Origin of the sequence: Micromonospora cremea (assembly GCF_900143515.1) — a bacterium.
Classification (GTDB): Bacteria; Actinomycetota; Actinomycetes; order Mycobacteriales; family Micromonosporaceae; genus Micromonospora; species Micromonospora cremea.
Window position 1 is genome coordinate 2114197 of the sequence record NZ_FSQT01000001.1, and the last position, 16899, is coordinate 2131095.

Consider the following 16899-nt stretch of genomic DNA (forward strand, 5'->3'; position numbering starts at 1 on the left):
ACTGGACGCCACACCCTCCGCCACCAGACCGGCACGACCCGTACCGGTCGATGTGGCGGCACCACCCCCCGGACCACCGCCGGCGCGACGCGGTCGCCAGGCGGCCCGCGCCGCCGGCCTGATCGGCGCCGTGGCGCTGCTCGGCGCGGTCCTGCTGCTCAGCATCGCGGTCGGCGCGAAGGCAATGCCACTCGGCGACGTCTGGTCCGGGTTGCTGCACCGCGACGCCGCCGAGTACGCCGTGGTGCACCGGATGCGCCTGCCGCGCACCCTGCTCGGGCTGATCGCCGGCGCGGCCCTCGGGGTGGCCGGCGCGGTGATGCAGGCCCTCACCCGCAACCCGCTGGCCGACCCCGGGCTGCTCGGCATCAACGCCGGCGCCTCCGCCGCCGTCGCCACCGCCGCCGCCTTCCTGGGCGTCACGGCCATCGGCGGGTACGTCTGGTTCGCGCTGCTCGGCGCGGCGGTGGTCACCGCGCTGGTCTACGCCGTCGGTGGCGGGCGCGGCGCCACCCCGGCCCGCCTCGCGCTGGCCGGCGCGGCGCTGAACGCCACCCTCTACTCGTACGTGAGCGCGGTGATGCTGCTGGACACCGCCTCGCTGGAGCGGCTGCGGTTCTGGACGGTCGGCTCACTGGCCAGCGCGGACTCCGTGACCGTGACCCGGGTGCTGCCGTTCATCCTGGTCGGCCTGCTGGTCGCGCTCGGCGCCGCCCGCCCGCTGAACGCCCTCGCACTCGGCGACGACGCCGCGCGCGCCCTGGGCGCCCGACCCGCGCTGATCCGGGCCGCCGTGATCGTCGCGGTCACTCTGCTCTGCGGCGCGGCGACCGCCGCCTGCGGGCCGATCGTCTTCGTCGGGCTGCTGGTGCCGCACCTGGTCCGCGCCCTGACCGGCCCCGACCTGCGCTGGCTGCTGCCGTACTGCGCGGTGCTCGCGCCGGTGCTGCTGCTCGGCGCCGACGTGCTGGGCCGGGTGCTGGGCCGACCGGGTGAACTCCAGGTCGGCATGGTCACGGCCGTGCTGGGCGGCCCGCTCTTCCTCTGGCTGGTCACCCGCGGACGGGTGGCCCACCCATGACCGTCATCCGCACCCCCCGACTCTCCCTGCGCTTCCGCCCCCGCGCGCTGGTCGTCGGCGCCGGTGCCGCACTGCTCGCCGCCGGGCTGGGTCTGGTCGCCGTGGGCAGCGGCGACTACCCGATGGGCGTGGCCGACGTGCTACGCACGCTGACCGGCGGCGGCACCCCCGCCGAGCAGTTCATTGTCGGCGAGCTGCGGCTGCCCCGGCTGGTCACCGCCCTGCTGGTCGGCGCCGCTCTGGCGCTGGCCGGCACCGTGTTCCAGTCACTGGTCCGCAACCCGCTGGGCAGCCCGGACGTGCTCGGCTTCACCCAGGGCGCGTCGACCGGTGCGCTGGTGGTGGTCGTCCTCGGCGGCGGCAGCCTGGCGCTGGCCGGTGCGGCCGTGGCCGGCGGGCTCGGCAGCGGCCTGCTGATCTACGCGCTCGCCTGGCGGCGCGGCGTGCACGGCTACCGGTTGATCCTGGTCGGTATCGGCGTCGCCGCGATCCTCACCGGGGTCAACGGCTACCTGCTGACCCGGGCGCCACTGATGGACGCCGCCCGCGCGGTGCTCTGGCTCACCGGCAGCCTGGACGGGCGGGGCTGGGCCAACGCCGGGCCGCTGCTCGCCGTCACCGCCGTGCTGGCGCCTTTGCTGCTCATCGCCTGCGCCCCGGCGCTGCGCATGACGGAGTTGGGCGACGACACGGCCGGCGCCCTCGGCGTGCCGGTGCGCCGGCTGCGCCTGGTGCTGCTCGCCGCCGCGGTGCTGCTGGTCTCGTTCGCGGCGGCCGCCGCCGGGCCGGTGTCCTTCGTGGCGCTCGTCGCGCCGCACGTGGCGAAGCGGCTGACCCGCGCGCCCGGCCCGAACCTGGTGCCGTCGATGACGGTCGGCGCGGCACTGCTGGTCGGTGCCGACCTGCTGGCCCAGCGGGCCTTCACCGGGCACCAGCTTCCGGTCGGTGTCGTGACTGGGGTGATCGGCGGTGGCTACCTGGTCTGGCTGCTGGCCATGGAACGCCGGGCGGGTCGGCTGTGAACACCCGCGACGCCTTCGAAGGAGCACCCATGCACCCCGGCAGTTCACGGCTCGGCGGCACCGCGCTGACCCTCGCCTACGACCGGCGCACCATCGCCGAGGACCTGACCGTGGCGGTGCCCGACCGGTCGTTCACGGTGATCATCGGTCCGAACGCCTGCGGCAAGTCGACTCTGCTGCGCGCTCTGTCCCGGATGCTGCGCCCGACCGCTGGCGCGGTGCTGCTGGACGGGCGGGACATCCACGACGTACCCGCCCGGAAGGTGGCCCGCACCCTCGGCCTGCTGCCGCAGACGTCGATCGCGCCGGACGGGATCAGCGTCGCCGAGCTGGTCGCCCGGGGCCGGTACCCGCACCAGGGGCTGCTGCGGCAGTGGTCCCGGGAGGACGAACGGGTGGTCGAGGAGTCGATGACCGCAACCGGGGTCGCCGACCTCGCCGACCGGTCGGTGGACGAGCTCTCCGGCGGCCAGCGGCAACGGGTCTGGATCGCCATGGCGCTGGCCCAGCAGACCCCGCTGCTGCTGCTCGACGAGCCGACCACCTACCTCGACATCGCCCACCAGATCGAGATCCTGGATCTCTGTGCCCGGCTGCACGAGGAGCAGGGGCGGACGCTGGTCGCGGTGCTGCACGACCTGAACCACGCCGCCCGCTACGCCACCCACCTGATTGCGATGCGCGACGGGCGGGTGGTGGCCGCCGGCGAGCCGGCCTCGGTGGTCACCGCCGACCTGGTGGCCGAGGTGTTCGGGCTGCCCTGCCGGGTGATCGACGACCCGGAGACCGGCACCCCGCTGGTCATCCCCGCCGCCCGGCACCGGGCCACCGTGCCCGCCCCGGAGCCGGCGTGACCGCCCGGCGGTTCCGCGACCGGTGGGGCGTGCCGCACCTGCGGGCCGACGACCCGCTGGCCCTGGCGGCGGCGCAGGGCCGGGTGACCGCGTACGACCGGGCCTGGCAGATCGAGGTGGAACGGCACCGGGCGCAGGGCACCAGCGCCGCGTTCCTCGGCGTTGACGCGCTCGGCTGGGACCGGTTCGCCCGGCAGGTCCGGCTCGACGACACCGCCCGCCGCTGCCACGCCGCGCTCGACCCGGCGACCGCCGCCTGGGTGGGCGCGTACGTGACCGGGGTGAACGCCGGCCTCGCCGCCGGGGCCGCCCGGGCGCCCGAGTTCGCCGCCACCGGGCTGGCCCCGGGCCGGTGGCAGCCGTGGACGCCGCTGGCGGTCTGGCTGGGCCACCACATCGTGTTTGCCGGGTTCCCCAGTAAGCTCTGGCGCGAGCACGTGGCGAGCCGGCTCGGCCCGGCCGCGATCGGCCTGTTCGCCACCGACGGTCCGGCCGTCGCGGGCAGCAACGGATGGCTGCTCGCGGCCGAGCGGACCGGCACCGGGGCCGCGCTGCTCGCCGGCGACCCGCACCGGTTCATCGAGGATCCCGGCGTCTACCAGCAGATCCGCTTGGCCTGCCCGGAGTACGACGTGGTCGGTCTGGCGATGCCGGGCGTGCCGGGCATCGCGCACTTTGCGCACACCGGCGCGGTGGCCTGGGCGATCACCAACGCGATGGCCGACTACCAGGACCTGTACGCCGAGCGGCTGCGCCGGCGGGGCCCGGTGGTCGAGGCGCTCGGCCCCGACGGCTGGCGACCGGTACCCACCCACGTCGAGACGATCGAGGTGGCCGGGGCGGACCCGGTCGAGGTCGAGGTGGTGGAGACCGAGCGGGGCCCGGTGATCGCCGGCGCGCCGGACGAGTCCACCGCCGTCAGCCTCCGCTACCCACCCCGCGTCCGCGCCGAGCTCGGCTTCGCGGCGCTGCCGGAGCTGCTGCGCGCCCGGAGCGTGGCGGACGTGGACCGGGCGCTGCGGCACTGGGTGGAGCCGGTCAACGTGGTGCAGGCGGCGGACACCGCCGGCGGGCTGCTGCACCGGGTCGCCGGCGCGGTGCCGGTACGGGATCCGGCGAACGGCCGGGGGGTGGTCCCGGCCTGGCGGGCCGAGCACGCCTGGCGCGGCTGGTACGCGCCGCTGCCCCGGGCCGAGGTGGTCGGCCGCGCGGTGATGGCCAACGAGCGGGGGCTGGCGGCACCGCTCGGGGTCGAGTTCGCCCCGCCGCACCGGGCGCGCCGGATCGCCGAGTTGCTCGACGCCGGCCACGACTGGACCGCCGAGCGGCTGGCCGCCGTGCACACCGACACGTACCTGGCGTCGGCCGGTCCGCTGCTGACGGTCCTGGCCGGGGTGACCGGGCTCGGTCCGGATGCCGGCGCGCTGCGTGAACGCCTGCTGCGCTGGGATCGGCGGATGGCCGCCGACAGCACCGACGCCGCGGACTTCGCCATGCTCCGGGCTGCCGTCGTACGCCGGCTGGCCGCCCACCCGGCGCTGGCCGAGCTGGCCGAGCCGCCGGCGTACCCGGAGGTGTTCGCGCCCTGGTTGTCCCTGACGTCGCGGGTCGGCTACGCGCTGGAACAACTGCTCGGCGCCGCCCGGCTGCCCGGCCTGGACGTGGCGGCGCTGGTCCGCGTGGCGGCCGAGGAAGTCGCCGGCGCGGCGGACGGGCGGGCGCCTTGGGGGGACCTGCACCGGTTGGCGCCGTGGCGGGCGCTGCCCGACCCGGACGCCGGCCCCGGCCCCCGCCTCGCCGGCGATCACGACTGCGTGCTGGCCACCTCCAGCGTGCCCGGGGTGACCCACCGGTGCTTCCGCGGGCCGGCCGCGCGTTTCGTCTGGGACCTGGCCCGGCGGGAGGACAGCCGCTGGGTGGTCCCGCTGGGTGCCTGCGGGGTGCCCGGCGACCGTCACCACGACGACCAGAGTCCAGCCTGGTTGGCCGGGGAGCTGTTGCCGGTGACCACGGACTGGGAGCAGCTCACCGAGGAGCGAGATGAGCACTGACGCGACGATGGCCGACTCACACCACTGCCGGCGGAACATCCCCGGTTTCGGGGTGGTGACCATCCGGCCGGTTCGGCCGGACGAGGACGTCGACCTGCTGCACGACTGGGTGACCCAGGAGCGGGCGCGGTTCTGGGGGATGCGCGACGCGAGCCGTGAGCGGGTGCACGAGATCTACGCGTACCTGGACTCGCTGGCCACCCATCACGCGTACCTGGTGCACCGCGACGGCGTGCCGGTGGCGCTGGCGCAGACCTACCAGCCCGAGGCCGACCCGGTCGGCGAGCGCTACGACGTGCTGCCCGGCGACGTCGGCGTCCACCTGCTGATCGGACCACCGGTGACGGTCGAGCGGGGCTTCACCGGCACGCTGTTCGGCGCCATCCTGGATTTCGTCCTCGCCGACCCGGGCCGGTTGCGGGTCGTGATGGAGCCGGACGCCCGCAACGACAAGGCCATCGACCGGCTGTTGCGCACCGGGTTCCGGTCCGGCCCGCTGATCGACCTGCCGCAGAAGCGCGCCCGGCTGCTCTTCCTGGATCGACCGGCGGCCACCGGCTGACGCCGGGCAGCGACCCCGGATCAGCGGGCGGGCACTCGGCGGGCGACCAGCTCGGACAGCCGGTCCAGCTGGTCGGGGTCGGCCAGCGCCGAGCCGACCGCCACCACCCGTACGCCGGCGTCGAGGAACGCACCGGCGTTGCCGGCGTCGAGGCCGCCGGTGGCGACGAAGCGCAACTGCGGCAGCGGGCCGGCGACCGCCCGGAACCAGGCCGGCCCGAGGGAGATCGCGGGGAACGCCTTGAGCCAGGTGAGGCCGTGTCGCAACGCCTGCTGCGCCTCGGTCGGCGTGGCCACGCCGGGCAGGTGCGGCAGGCGGCGCGCGGCGGCGGCGTCGGCGACCGCGAGATCCAGGCCGGGCGCGACCGTGAACGCGGCCCCGGCGTCGGCCGCCGCCGCGACCTGCTCCACGTCGAGCACGGTGCCGGCGCCGACGATCCGGCCGCGTTCACCGCCCGCCTCGACGGCCGCGCGCAGCGCAGGCACCGCGTCGGCGGTCGCCACCGGCACCTCCACCACGCCGATGCCGAGGTCCCAGGCCCGGCCGGCGAGCCGGACGGTCTCCGCCACCGGCAGGCCCCGCAGGATCGCCATCACCCGGGCCGTGCCGAAGACCTGGTCGAAGTCCGCTGTGGTCATGGTCCACTCCATCCGAGATCGCGGGACAGCAGGTCCAGCGGCGACCAGGCCTCGACGGGGGCGTCGAGCAGCTGGTCGAACCAGGCCCACGGCGGCACCGGGGCGTTGTCGCCGCTGCTGCCCAGCGCCTGGGCCGCGACCAGGTGCCCCAGACGCAGCCGCCGTACCGTGTCGACGCCGCGCAGCAGCCCGGCGAGGTAGCCGGCGGCGAACGCGTCTCCGGCGCCGACCGGCTCCACCACCGCCACCTGGGGCGCCGGGACGAAGATCGGATCGGCGTCGCGGCGCAGAGCGGTGGCCCCCACCGCGCCGTCCTTGACCACCACCGTCTCCGGCCTCGGCAGCAGCCGGCGCACCGCCGCCGGGTCGGCGGTGCCCCACAGGGCGTCCGCCTCGTCCTGGCCTACGAAGACCAGGTCGCTGCGGTCGGCGAGGTCGCGCAGCACCGACGCGGCCCGGTCGGCCGGCCAGAGCCGGGCCCGGTGGTTGACGTCGAAGCTGACCAGCGCGCCCGGCAGCGGCCGGTCGGTCACCGCGTGCTCGGCCAACGCTCGGCAGGAGGCGGAGAGCGCGGCGGTGATCCCGGACAGGTGCAGCACCCGGGCGCCGGCCAGCCGCTCGTCGGCCAACGCGCCGGGGTCCATTCGGGAGGCGGCCGAGCCGGCCCGGTAGTAGTGCACCTCGGTCGCCGCCGGGCCCGGGTCCTTGACGTACAGGCCGGTGGGGGCCGCCGGATCCACGGTCACCAGATCGACCCGGACGCCGGCGGCGGCGACGTGTCGCACGACGGCCCGGCCGAAGGGGTCGTCGCCGACCCGGCTGACCCAGGTCGCCCGGTGCCCGAGCCGGGCGAGGTAGCCGGCCACGTTGGACTCCGCGCCGCCGACCGAGACGGCGACCCGCTCGGCGTGCTCGAGCGGCTCGCCCGGCGCGGGGCAGAGCACCACCATGGTCTCCCCCACCGTGGCCACCTCGACCGACGGGGAACCGGCCGGGGTGGACGCGGGGTCGGGTCGGGCGTCGGCGGTCGGCACACGTCCTCCGGGCGAGGGTTCGGGGTGCGCCGAGCCTAGGCGCGCCGCGCAGGACCAGCAACCCGTTGCGCTCCGCGCGACGAGGGTCAGGGCAGGGTCAGCCCGTACGCGGCCAGCACCTCCCCGATCGGCTGTAGTAGGTGGTGCCGCCGGACGTGCAGTTGCCGCTGCCGCCGGAGAGGATGCCGATGATGGTGCCGGTGGCCGCCACGTAGAGCGGCCCGCCGCTGTCCCCCGGCTCCGCGCAGATGTTGGTAGCGGATCAGGCCGTAGACCACGTTGCCGCCGGCGTAGTTGACGGTCTGGTTGAGGCCGGTCACGGTGCCGCAGCGCACCCCGGTGGTGGCGCCGCTGCGGCACACCGCCTGACCGACGTACGCGCTGCCGGCGCCATAGATCGTCAGCAGGCCGGGGTACGTGTAGACCGCGCTGGGATGGGCGATCCGACCGGTGTAGCGGATCACGCCGTAGTCGTTGCCGGGAAAGCTGGTGGCGGTGCGGGTGCCGAGCACGGTGGTCTGCGAGCTGTCCGCGTACCAGGTGCTGGCGACGGTGGTGCAGTGCCCGGCGGTGATCACCTACTAGGTGCTGCCGCTGCGCACGTTAGCGCCGAGCGAACAGCGGCTGCCACCGCCGTAGATGCCCTGTCCGGCGGCGACCAGGGTGCGCAGCGTTCCGGGCTCCCGGCGCAGCAGCGCGCCGGCCCGGTCGGTCACCGTCCGCAGCACCGCCATCCGGGCGGGGGGCACGGTGTCGTCGACGGTGAGGGTCATCCGGCCGGTCGCCTGGTCGAGGCCCCAGGCGGTGCCGGGCGTGCGTACCTCGGCCAGCGCGGCGGCCGCGGCGGCCGCGGCCGCCGGATCGGCGGTGGACGCGGCGGGGAGGGCCCGGTCGGGGACGGCGGCCTGCGCCGCGCCGGGCGCGACGAGCAGGAGTGCGGTCAGGACGAGGGCGACGAGCGGGGAGCGGCGCATCCGAACCTCCGAAGAGGTCGAAGTATATGGATGCCGACTAGCATCACCCGGCGGCTGACGCCATGGCAACCTCGGGCCGAGCATGGGGCCGGCCGCGGTGCGGCACGGGAATCGCCGATTGCGGGACGGGCCGCGCGAGCGCCGCCGATAATTCCGGAGGACACGGCGGGAGGCCGGGCATGACCACCGGAGAAACCCCGGCGCTGGTACGCCGTCTCGACGGGTCGACCCGGGCCACGCTGCTAGAGCTGCTCTTCGACGTGGTCTTCGTGGCCGCGCTCGCGCTGGTGTCGAATCTGATGGCCGAACGCGAGTCCTGGGCCGACGCCGCCCCGGTGCTGCTGATGCTGACAGCGATCTGGTGGACCTGGTCGGTCACCTCGACTACGACCGAGTTCTACGACCCGCAGCAACGCCCCATCCAGGCCATTCTGACGGTGGCCATGGTCGGGTCGGTGGGAATGGCGGCAGCACTGCCGATGGTCGCCACCGGGCACGCGCTGGTCTTCTCGATCGCGTACGTCACCACGCACCTGGTTCGCGGCGTCATCCTGGTCACCACGTTGCACCGGCTGCGGCACCGGGCGGCCGAGCAGCGTGCCGCACGGTTCCTGTTCTGGTTCGTGGTGTCCAGCGTCTTCTGGATCGCCGGGGCGATCACCGGCACGGCGAACTGGCGGCTCTGGACCCTCGCGATAGCCATCGACGTGATCTCAGCCGCGCTGCGGTACCCGACGCCCTGGCTGGGCCGGGTGCCTCTCGACCAGTACGAGCGGACCACCGGGCACCTGGGCGAGCGGTACCAGCAGTTCGTCATCCTGGCCCTGGGTGACATCATCCTGATCCCCACCCTGACGGTCAGCCGGACCGATTTTGATCGTCTCCAGTTCAGCGCGCTGCTCTGCGCGTTCGCCACCATGCTGCTGCTCTGGCAGATCTACGTCTTCCGGGCCGGTGAGTTGCTGAAGGCCGGGGCCAAGACGAGCCGGCCGGCCCGCGTGGCTCCGTACACCCACCTGGTGATGCTGGTCGGCGTGGTCGGCACGGCGGCCGCCTTCGACCTGGCCGTCGCCCGGCCGGACGGAACGACACCGGTGCGCTGGCTGATGCTGATCATCGGCGGGCCGGCACTGTTCGTGATCGGCCGCATCCTGTTCACCGTGCTGGTCTCCCACTCCGTGCCGTGGCGGCGAATGGTGTGGCTGCTCCTGCCCCTGTTGGCACTACCGTGGGCCGGCGGCTGGCCGCCGGTGCTGGTGAGCGCCGTCGTGGCGCTCGGGCTGGCCGGTCACGTCCTGATCCCCGGCCATCCCCGGGAGACCACGCCGGGCCTGCGACTGCGGCGGCGCGGCGAGTGACCGCGACCGCCAGTCGAGGTGTCGACCGGCCCACTCGGCGAGGTCCCGGGCGCAGGCGTCGACCGACTCCCGCCAGCTCCGGGCCGCGCCCTCCCCCGCCTCGTCGCTGACCTGCTTGACCAGCCGGCACGGTACGCCGGCCTGACTGGCGGCCCAGGCGATCGCGTACCCCTCCATGTCGACCAGGTCGGCGCGCTGCGCCAACCGGTCGCGCGCGGCGTCGTCGGCCACGAACGTGTCGCCGGTGGCCAGCACGGCGCCCTGGGTGGCCAGCGGAAGCGGCGCCCCGTAGGTCTGACCGGTGAGCGTGCGCAGCAGGGCGGTGTCCAGGTCGTGCTGGAGCACGGTGGCGACCTCGTGGATGCCGGTCCACCCGGGGCGCAGCGCCCCCGCCGTGCCCAGGTTCAGCAGCAGCGCGGGGCGCGGGCCGGCGGCCAGCACCGCCGCCACCGCGCTGGCGGCGTTCACCTTGCCCATCCCGGTGAGCAGCACCGGCAGCTCCGGCGGGAGGTACCGGGCCTCCTCCTCGACAGCGAGCACCACCAGCGGACGATCGGCCCGGACCGTACCCCGAAGAATCACCGCAGCATCGTACGGGCCGCCCCGACGGCCGGAACGGCGACGTCGGCGGACGTGCGCCCAGCCATCATTCAGCTGGCTCGCAACGCCTGCTCAGCCGGATGCGGCAGGCTGGCCCGGCGAGCCACCGGACCCGTCCGGCTACGCTGCCGCCGACCGCCGGCGACGGCGCCGGACGACGGCGGTCCGGTCCGCCGACGGAGAGGTGACGACGGTGTACGACGGGCAGGAGTTCCTCCGCGACAACCGCTGGTGCCTGAGCAGACGAGCGCTGCTGACCGGGGCCGGTGCGGTCGGCGCGGCCGGACTGCTGAGCGCCTGCGGCGTCGGCGACTCCCCCACCGGTCAGGCGGCTGCCGCCCCCGGCACCGTGCTGGCCCGCACCGGCGACGTGCCGGTCGGCGGCGGCACGGTCGTCGACGGCGTGCTGGTCGTCCAGCCCGAGGCCGGCACCTTCACCGCGTACGACGCGACCTGCCCGCACCAGGGCGTACGGGTCGGCGCACCCCGCGACGGGGTGATCACCTGCCCCGCACACAACTCCACCTTCGCGGCCAACGACGGCGCCCGCCTCGCCGGCCCCGCCACCCGAGGTCTCACCGAGATCCCCGTCCGCATCGACGGCACAAACATCATCCGAGCCTGACCACCCTCCCCACCCGCGCTCCCCCGCCCCCCACCCGCGCGATCTTGCACTTTCGGTCGCCCTATTGTCCGGTTGACCCGATCTTCCCGGGCACCGAGTGCAAGATCGCGGGCGGCTACTCGTCGGCGAAGCTGTACAGGACGAAGTCCTTGTCCGCGCCGCAGGCGATCACACGGATGTTCCACGAGCAGGACGCGCTGCGGACGTCCTGGAGCTCGCCCAGCTCGTCGACCCCGCCCGACTCGGCCCACACGCCGGCCAGGACGCGGTTGTCCGCCACCGTGCTGGGCGCCTTGGCGAAGACCAGCAGGTTGCCCTCATCGAGGCGGACCGCCACGCCGCGGCGGTCGCGCAGCACCGGCTTGCCCTCGGCGTCGAAGAGGGTGACCGTCGACTCCGGACTCTCCCGCTGCGCCAGCAGCTGGGCGCCGAGCGGGACCAGGCCGGTCGCGCCCGGGGCCGACCACCGAACCGGGCTCTCACCCTCGGTCGCCGCCACCACCTCGGTGCGCTCGGCCTCGCTGTTCGGCACCTCCAGCAGGCACGCCCGCCGCTCACCGCAGGCCACCAGCTCCTTCGGGCGGCGCTGATCGTTCCCGGCCCGGTAGAGCACCACGGGTGTGGCGTCGGAGTTCAGGTCGTACGCCAGCAGCTGGTACCCGCCGTCGTTGGCGGCCACGTAGAGCCGGTCCTCGTGCGCCACCACCAGATCGTCGAGGTCCGCGACGTTGCCCCACTGGCGCAGCACGGAGCCGGTGGCCATGTCGAGCAACCGCGCCGACCGGTCCGCACCGATCTGCACGAGTCGCCGCCCCTTGCTCGCCCACGGGTTCCGTGGCGTGCCGTCGAGGAAGGCGGGCCCGCCGGCGGCCTCATCGGTGCCCACCGGTCGGACGACGGTGCGGGCGCCGTCGTACTGATCGCGGGGGTTGGGCTCGGTCCACGTCTCGTGGCCGTCGCTCAAGCGCAGGCCGACCAGTCGGTCGCCGGCCCGGTCCACGAGCACCGCCACGCCATCGGCGAAGTACACGCTGTCGTCGCCACGGATTGCCCGGTTCCAGCGCTGCGCGCCCAAGAGACCATCGAGGACGGCCAGCTGCCGGGGGTTGCTGTCGCCCGGCGCGTCGGCGATGACCGCGACCGCGCCCGGGACGGCCACCAGCCCCGCCCAGTCGTCGGCGGTGATATCGGTCGGCTCGCGCCACAGCTCCTCGCCGGTGCCGGTGTCGACGGCGATGACCTCCAGCCGGTCGTCCGGCAGCGGATACCCGAGGTACGCCCGGTCCTCGAGCACCGCCGTCCACATGCCGCTCGGCCGCTCGGCGCCGGCATGCGGCCGGGACAGCTCACTCAGCTGCCGGAACTCCAGGTCGGGGTAGCGGTCGCGGAGGAAATAGAGCGTCCCCGCGGTGGCCACCCCGGCCAGGGCGAGCACCGCGCCGAGCACCACCCATCGGGCCCGCCGCCAGCGCGTCCCGAGGGCGGAGGTGGGCGTCGGCGGCAGGGTGGCACCGGACCCGCCGACCAGGGTGGCCGGTACGCCCGCCGACTCTGGCACGGTCGGCGTCGGCGTCCCCGGCCAGCCCGGCCCGGACGGCCCCGCGGGCAGGGTCGACACCGGCCCGTGCTGCGACGGCACGGTCGGCGCGCTGGAACCGCCCCCGGCCGGAACGGTCGGCGCGGTCGAATTGGCACCGGCCGGAACAGTCGGCGCGGTCGAGCCGGCTGCGGCCGGAACGGTCGGCGCAGTCGAACCGGCTGCGGCGGTCGAGGTCGCCGCGAACGTGGGTCCGGCCGGTGAGGCAGGCGCTTGCACCGGTACGGCTGGTGCGGCCGGCGCCTGCGCCGGTACGGCCGGTGAGACCGGTGCCGGCGGCGCGGATGCCGCGGGCGGGGCGAGCGGCGGTCCGGCGTACGCCGGCACGGACAGCTGTCGGCGCAGCGGCAGGTCGGTCAGCGCCCCCTCGGCCACCGGCATCTCCGGCTGGTCCAGCACCGTCGGGGCCACCCCCAGCTCGGCGTGCAGCATCCGGGCCACCAGCGGGATCCGCGACGAGCCGCCGACCAGGAACAGCCCGGCGAGCTGGTCGGGGCTGAGCCCGGCGGCGGCGATCACCTCCCGGGCCCGGTCGACCGCGCGGCGCAGCAGCGGCGTGGCCACCCGCTCGACATCCGCCCGGGTCAGCCGCACCGCCTCGGCCACCCCGGGTACGGCGACCGGCGCCACGGTGGACCGGGACAGCGTCTCCTTGGCGCCTCGGACCTCGTCCCAGAGCCGGACCTGGTCGCGGCGCTGCGCCGGATCCGCCGGGTGAATCAGCCGGGCCCACTGCGCGGCGTCACCGACCAGCTCACCGACCCGCTGCACCAGCGCCGCGTCGAGATCCAGGCCACCGAGGTCGGGCAGACCACCGTCGGCCACCACGCTGAAGCCCGAGTCACCCCACGGGTCGGCGCCCTCGTTGCGCAGCACCGCGACGTCGAGCGTCCCGCCGCCGAAGTCGAACACCGCGATCGCGCCGCCGACCGGCACCGGCCGGTGCAGCACCTGCGTGTAGTAGCGGGCGGCGGCCACCGGCTCACGCAGCAGCCGGGTGCCCGGCGGTGTCGGGCCGGCGAGGGTGTGCTCGGCCGCCTGCGGCCAGCCGGCCCGCATGAGTGCGTCGCCGAGCACCTGCCGCCGGGTCGCGTCCCAGGCCGCCGGGCAGGTGACCACGGCCGGGGGCAGGAAGCCGACGGTGCCCACCGCGGCCCGCGCGACCGCCGCCAGCACCGCGGCGAGCAGCTCGGCCGGAGGGTACGAGCGGTCGCCGAGCAGCACGCCCGGCTCGTCGACCCGGCGCTTCGGGTTCGCCTCGAACCGGGCCGGATCGGCCTGCGCCAGCCGCCGGGCGTCCCAACCGGCGTGCAGCGTGCCGTCCGGATGGGCGTACACGGCGGACGGACTGACCGGCTGACCGTCCATCAGCAGCGGACGGGTCCGCCCGTCCGGCCAGCGCAGTACCGCGACCGTGTTGGACGTACCGAGGTCGACGCCGAGGGCGAAGCCCTCGTGCTGGCCTGCCATCTGCCCGATACCTCCGCCACGACGAGGGGAACTGAGCCCCGCATCGTACGCAGCCGGTGCCGACCCGCTGATCACTCGGTCTGGCTCGGGCCGAACCGACCTCCTCGCGAGCGCTCAGACGGTCGTACTGCGGCCACCGCGCACGGCGGTGACGGTGACCTCCAGGCTCCCGGCCTGAGGCCAGTGTCCTTCCGGCGAAGGGGAGACCGGAGGAACCCGACCGTCGGTAGTGCCACCCAGCGTTCGTACACCGAGAGGAAACTTGGCACGCCGTTGAGGTCCTTGCAGTAGTACAGACCGGCCTGCCTGTCGCCGCTGCTGTGCACCGGCGCCAGGTCCAACGGCTGCGCGTTCCAGCCCGCGGCCCGGATGGCCGGCTCGTACATCTCGGCAAGCTTGTCCTGGGCGAAGCCCACCTCGAGCGCGAAGAACAGGCTGACCGTGGTGGTGGTGACGCCGGGACCCACGTCGACGGGCTGTCCCTCGATCCGAGTGCTCCTGCCTTCGCCCACCTGCCGGCAAGCTTTCTCGACCACGGGTGAGCCGACCGCGAGCGCCTCCGGCGGGCGGAAGGCGAAGACCGGTTCCGCCAGGTAGGCGGCGAGTAGGTCATCTTCGTGGGGAGGTGGCTGACAGCCCTTGGCGACCGGAGCCTCATCGGGGCCACCGCTACAGCCGGACACCATGGCGAGCAGGCACAACGCAGCAACGACACCGGACCGAACCGCTCGCGAAGCCATTCGCAGGGACCCAATCATTCGGTGTGCCCCCGGTCTCACTGTTCGACATTCCATCCAAGCGCCAACAATCGGCTAATCAATCGGTTGACATTGAGTGTCCGAAACATCCACAACTCGCCGTGATCAGCGACCTCGAACTCCAAGCCAGTATTTCGCCATCGGCGGATCGCAACCAGGTTGTCGCTTGTGATCACCAAAGTCCCCGCCCAGATCTCTGTGAACGTGATGGAGGTCTGGCCTGCCCGTAGCCTCGCCATCGGCCAGCCAGAGTCGGCGCGAACACCGCCCCCGATTGTGGGGACGACCCGGATACCGCCGCGCACCGAGAACCCGTCCGCACCCATGAACCCCTCGCCCCTTCCGCATCAAGACAACCTTCCTGATCATCGCTGATCGCAATCAAGGCATCCGATCATCCGTACGGCCGGGAAGGCGGTCTCGTCGATCAGCACTGTTGCTGGCGACGAACCGTCGCCTCGGCCAGGATCCCTGCAGGGGATGGCGGTCACCGGGGACGTAAGGGAACCGCAAGATCTGCCGGCTCAGCCCGCCGGTGACGCTGGCTAGGCTGGCCGGGGAGGTGGCCGGTGGCGCAGCGGGTACTCGTGGTCGACGACGACCGGACCGTCAGCGACGTGGTCTGCCGATACCTGGAGCACGCCGGGTACGACGTGAGCCACGTCGGCGACGGGTTGGCCGCGCTGGACGCCGTGCGGGACCACGCGCCGCACCTGGTGGTGCTGGATCTGATGCTGCCCGGGCTGGACGGGTTGCAGGTGTGCCGGCGGCTGCGGGAGCGGCCGGACGGCGTACCGATCATCATGCTGACCGCGCGCGGCGACGAGGCGGATCGGGTGCTCGGCCTGCAACTGGGCGCCGACGACTACCTGGGCAAGCCGTTCTCGCCGCGCGAGCTGGTGCTGCGTGTCGGTTCGGTGCTGCGCCGGGCCGGCGAACCGGCCGGGACCGCTGCGGAGCTGCTGGTCGACGCGGGCCTGGAGGTGGCGACCGGGCCGCGGGTCGCCCGGCTGCACGGCCGCGAGCTGGCCCTGACGCTGCGCGAGTTCGATTTGCTGGCGCACCTGATGCGGCAGCCGAGGCGGGCGTTCCGCCGCACCGAGCTGCTGGAGCGCGTGTGGGGCTGGAACTTCGGCGACCAGTCCACCGTGACCGTCCATGTGCGACGGCTGCGGGAGAAGATCGAGGACGATCCGGCGGAGCCCCGGCGGATCGTCACCGTCTGGGGCGTCGGCTACCGGTACGAGCCCGCCGATGCGTGACCTGGCGCTGATCTTCGGCGCGGCGCTCGCCGCGGCGCTCGGCGTCGGCCTGGTCGGCGCGTTGACCCTGCGGCTGCTGCGCGACCGGTCGATCACGGTGCACGTGTGCGTCCTGCTCACCGTCACCGTGGCCGCCGTGGTGGCCGGGGTGGTGGTGGTCGCCCAGGCGATGTTCCTGTCCCCGCACGATCTCCAGGTCGTGCTGCTCACCGTGGCCGCGGCGGCGGTGGTCAGCCTCGGCGTGGGCTGGTACTTCGGGCGCCGGCTGGCCGTGGCCGCGGTCTGGGCGGACCAGGCCCGGGAGCGGGAACGCCGGGTCGAGAAGGGTCGTCGGGACCTGGTCGCCTGGGTGTCGCACGACCTGCGGACGCCGCTGGCCGGGCTGCGGGCGATGGCCGAGGCGCTGGAGGACCGGGTGGTCGACGACCCGGCGACGGTGGCCGAGTACCACCGGCGGATCCGCGCGCAGACCGACCGGATGACCCGCCTCGTCGACGACCTTTTCGAGCTGTCCCGGATCAACGCCGGGGCGCTGCGGCTGACGCTGTCCGCGGTGCCGCTCGGCGAGGTGGTCTCCGACGCGCTGGCCGGCACCGCGCCCCTGGCCGAGGCCCGCCGGATCAAGCTGGTGGCCGCTGAGTCGGGCTGGCCGACGGTGCTGGCCAGCGAGCCCGAGCTGGCCCGGGTGGTGGGCAACCTGCTGCTCAACGCCGTGCACTACACCCCCAGCGACGGCACGGTCCGGGTGGACGCCGGAAGCGAACGCGACGCCGCCTGGCTGGCGGTCGCCGACACCTGCGGCGGCATCCCCGAGGACGACCTGCCCCGGCTGTTCGATGTGGCGTTCCGGGGGGAGCCGGCGCGTACGCCCCGCTCGGGCGGGGAGGGCTCCGGCGGGCTGGGGCTGGCGATCGTCCGAGGGCTGGTCGAGGCGCACGGCGGTCGGGTGGACGTGCAGAACGTCGTCGGCGGCTGCCGTTTCGTGGTCCGCCTCCCGGCGGCCTGACCTGCGT

15 protein-coding genes and 1 pseudogene are annotated in these 16899 nt (G+C 74.6%); 9 read left to right on the top strand and 7 right to left on the bottom strand.

Annotated elements, in window-relative coordinates; genetic code table 11:
• The first annotated feature begins 130 nt into the window (after positions 1-130).
• The 5 genes from BUS84_RS09750 to BUS84_RS09770 are packed head-to-tail and all read left to right on the top strand — an operon-like array spanning position 131 to position 5570.
• A complete protein-coding gene (locus BUS84_RS09750; RefSeq protein ID WP_074312408.1) occupies positions 131-1081 on the top strand; it encodes a FecCD family ABC transporter permease in 951 nt (316 codons plus the stop codon).
• On the top strand, positions 1078-2103 hold the full coding sequence (locus BUS84_RS09755; protein WP_074310692.1) for a FecCD family ABC transporter permease: 1026 nt from the start codon (positions 1078-1080) through the stop codon (positions 2101-2103). Before BUS84_RS09750 ends, BUS84_RS09755 begins: the two co-directional genes overlap by 4 nt.
• 29 nt (positions 2104-2132) lie before the next feature.
• Positions 2133-2957, top strand: a complete 825-nt coding sequence (locus tag BUS84_RS09760; protein ID WP_074310694.1) for an ABC transporter ATP-binding protein — start codon at positions 2133-2135, stop codon at positions 2955-2957.
• Positions 2954-5008 (top strand): penicillin acylase family protein, encoded by a 2055-nt coding sequence (locus BUS84_RS09765; RefSeq protein WP_074310696.1) that lies wholly within the window; start codon positions 2954-2956, stop codon positions 5006-5008. The genes BUS84_RS09760 and BUS84_RS09765 overlap by 4 nt, the downstream gene beginning before the upstream one ends.
• Positions 4998-5570, top strand: coding sequence for a GNAT family N-acetyltransferase (locus BUS84_RS09770; protein WP_208869563.1), 573 nt, complete (start codon positions 4998-5000; stop codon positions 5568-5570). The genes BUS84_RS09765 and BUS84_RS09770 overlap by 11 nt, the downstream gene beginning before the upstream one ends.
• A 20-nt stretch (positions 5571-5590) precedes the next feature.
• Here the strand turns inward: BUS84_RS09770 and BUS84_RS09775 are convergent, their stop codons facing one another.
• The 4 genes from BUS84_RS09775 to BUS84_RS39735 all read right to left on the bottom strand — a co-directional run bounded on the left by BUS84_RS09775 (position 5591) and on the right by BUS84_RS39735 (position 8216).
• On the bottom strand, positions 5591-6208 hold the full coding sequence (locus BUS84_RS09775; protein WP_074312410.1) for a bifunctional 4-hydroxy-2-oxoglutarate aldolase/2-dehydro-3-deoxy-phosphogluconate aldolase: 618 nt from the start codon (positions 6206-6208) through the stop codon (positions 5591-5593).
• The gene (locus BUS84_RS09780; protein WP_084757305.1) at positions 6205-7242 is read right to left on the bottom strand and encodes a sugar kinase; all 1038 of its coding nucleotides are present in this window, start codon (positions 7240-7242) and stop codon (positions 6205-6207) included. Before BUS84_RS09780 ends, BUS84_RS09775 begins: the two co-directional genes overlap by 4 nt.
• An 86-nt stretch (positions 7243-7328) precedes the next feature.
• Complete coding sequence (locus tag BUS84_RS41190) at positions 7329-7820, bottom strand: S1 family peptidase (RefSeq protein WP_425293426.1); 492 nt, start codon at positions 7818-7820, stop codon at positions 7329-7331.
• A 3-nt stretch (positions 7821-7823) separates the two neighbouring features.
• The gene (locus tag BUS84_RS39735) at positions 7824-8216 is read right to left on the bottom strand and encodes a hypothetical protein (RefSeq protein WP_244298454.1); all 393 of its coding nucleotides are present in this window, start codon (positions 8214-8216) and stop codon (positions 7824-7826) included.
• Positions 8217-8395: 179 nt separating this feature from the next.
• Here BUS84_RS39735 and BUS84_RS09790 point away from each other — a divergent pair, with 179 nt between their 5' ends.
• Entirely contained in the window at positions 8396-9574 is a 1179-nt protein-coding gene (locus BUS84_RS09790) for a low temperature requirement protein A (protein ID WP_074310700.1), read from the top strand.
• Positions 9575-9607: 33 nt separating this feature from the next.
• Here the strand turns inward: BUS84_RS09790 and BUS84_RS09795 are convergent.
• A pseudogene (locus BUS84_RS09795) lies at positions 9608-10156 on the bottom strand (nucleosidase); the annotation flags it as partial.
• Positions 10157-10358: 202 nt separating this feature from the next.
• Here BUS84_RS09795 and BUS84_RS09800 point away from each other — a divergent pair.
• Positions 10359-10799, top strand: a complete 441-nt coding sequence (locus BUS84_RS09800; RefSeq protein WP_084757307.1) for a Rieske (2Fe-2S) protein — start codon at positions 10359-10361, stop codon at positions 10797-10799.
• Between the two features lie 115 nt (positions 10800-10914).
• Here BUS84_RS09800 and BUS84_RS09805 read toward each other — a convergent pair whose 3' ends face one another.
• Both BUS84_RS09805 and BUS84_RS37420 read right to left on the bottom strand, forming a co-directional pair.
• Positions 10915-13866: an Hsp70 family protein gene (locus BUS84_RS09805; RefSeq protein WP_074310702.1), complete on the bottom strand. Its 2952-nt coding sequence runs from the start codon at positions 13864-13866 to the stop codon at positions 10915-10917.
• A gap of 71 nt (positions 13867-13937) precedes the next feature.
• Entirely contained in the window at positions 13938-14333 is a 396-nt protein-coding gene (locus tag BUS84_RS37420) for a hypothetical protein (RefSeq protein WP_143728310.1), read from the bottom strand.
• Between the two features lie 860 nt (positions 14334-15193).
• Between BUS84_RS37420 and BUS84_RS09820 the strand changes: the two genes are divergently transcribed.
• Together BUS84_RS09820 and BUS84_RS09825 are read left to right on the top strand one after the other, a co-directional pair.
• Complete coding sequence (locus BUS84_RS09820) at positions 15194-15886, top strand: response regulator transcription factor (protein ID WP_074310708.1); 693 nt, start codon at positions 15194-15196, stop codon at positions 15884-15886.
• Positions 15879-16892 (top strand): sensor histidine kinase, encoded by a 1014-nt coding sequence (locus tag BUS84_RS09825; RefSeq protein WP_074310710.1) that lies wholly within the window; start codon positions 15879-15881, stop codon positions 16890-16892. Before BUS84_RS09820 ends, BUS84_RS09825 begins: the two co-directional genes overlap by 8 nt.
• The last annotated feature ends 7 nt before the right edge of the window (positions 16893-16899 follow it).

Excerpts from the sequence above, each read along its gene's own strand:
- BUS84_RS09770 (WP_208869563.1), top strand. The coding sequence starts at position 4,998 with ATGAGCACTGACGCGACGATGGCCGACTCACACCACTGCCGGCGGAAC.
- BUS84_RS09805 (WP_074310702.1), bottom strand. The coding sequence starts at position 13,866 with ATGGCAGGCCAGCACGAGGGCTTCGCCCTCGGCGTCGACCTCGGTACG.
- BUS84_RS39735 (WP_244298454.1), bottom strand. The coding sequence starts at position 8,216 with ATGCGCCGCTCCCCGCTCGTCGCCCTCGTCCTGACCGCACTCCTGCTC.
- BUS84_RS09755 (WP_074310692.1), top strand. The coding sequence starts at position 1,078 with ATGACCGTCATCCGCACCCCCCGACTCTCCCTGCGCTTCCGCCCCCGC.
- BUS84_RS09790 (WP_074310700.1), top strand. The coding sequence starts at position 8,396 with ATGACCACCGGAGAAACCCCGGCGCTGGTACGCCGTCTCGACGGGTCG.
- BUS84_RS09775 (WP_074312410.1), bottom strand. The coding sequence starts at position 6,208 with ATGACCACAGCGGACTTCGACCAGGTCTTCGGCACGGCCCGGGTGATG.
- BUS84_RS09760 (WP_074310694.1), top strand. The coding sequence starts at position 2,133 with ATGCACCCCGGCAGTTCACGGCTCGGCGGCACCGCGCTGACCCTCGCC.
- BUS84_RS09825 (WP_074310710.1), top strand. The coding sequence starts at position 15,879 with ATGCGTGACCTGGCGCTGATCTTCGGCGCGGCGCTCGCCGCGGCGCTC.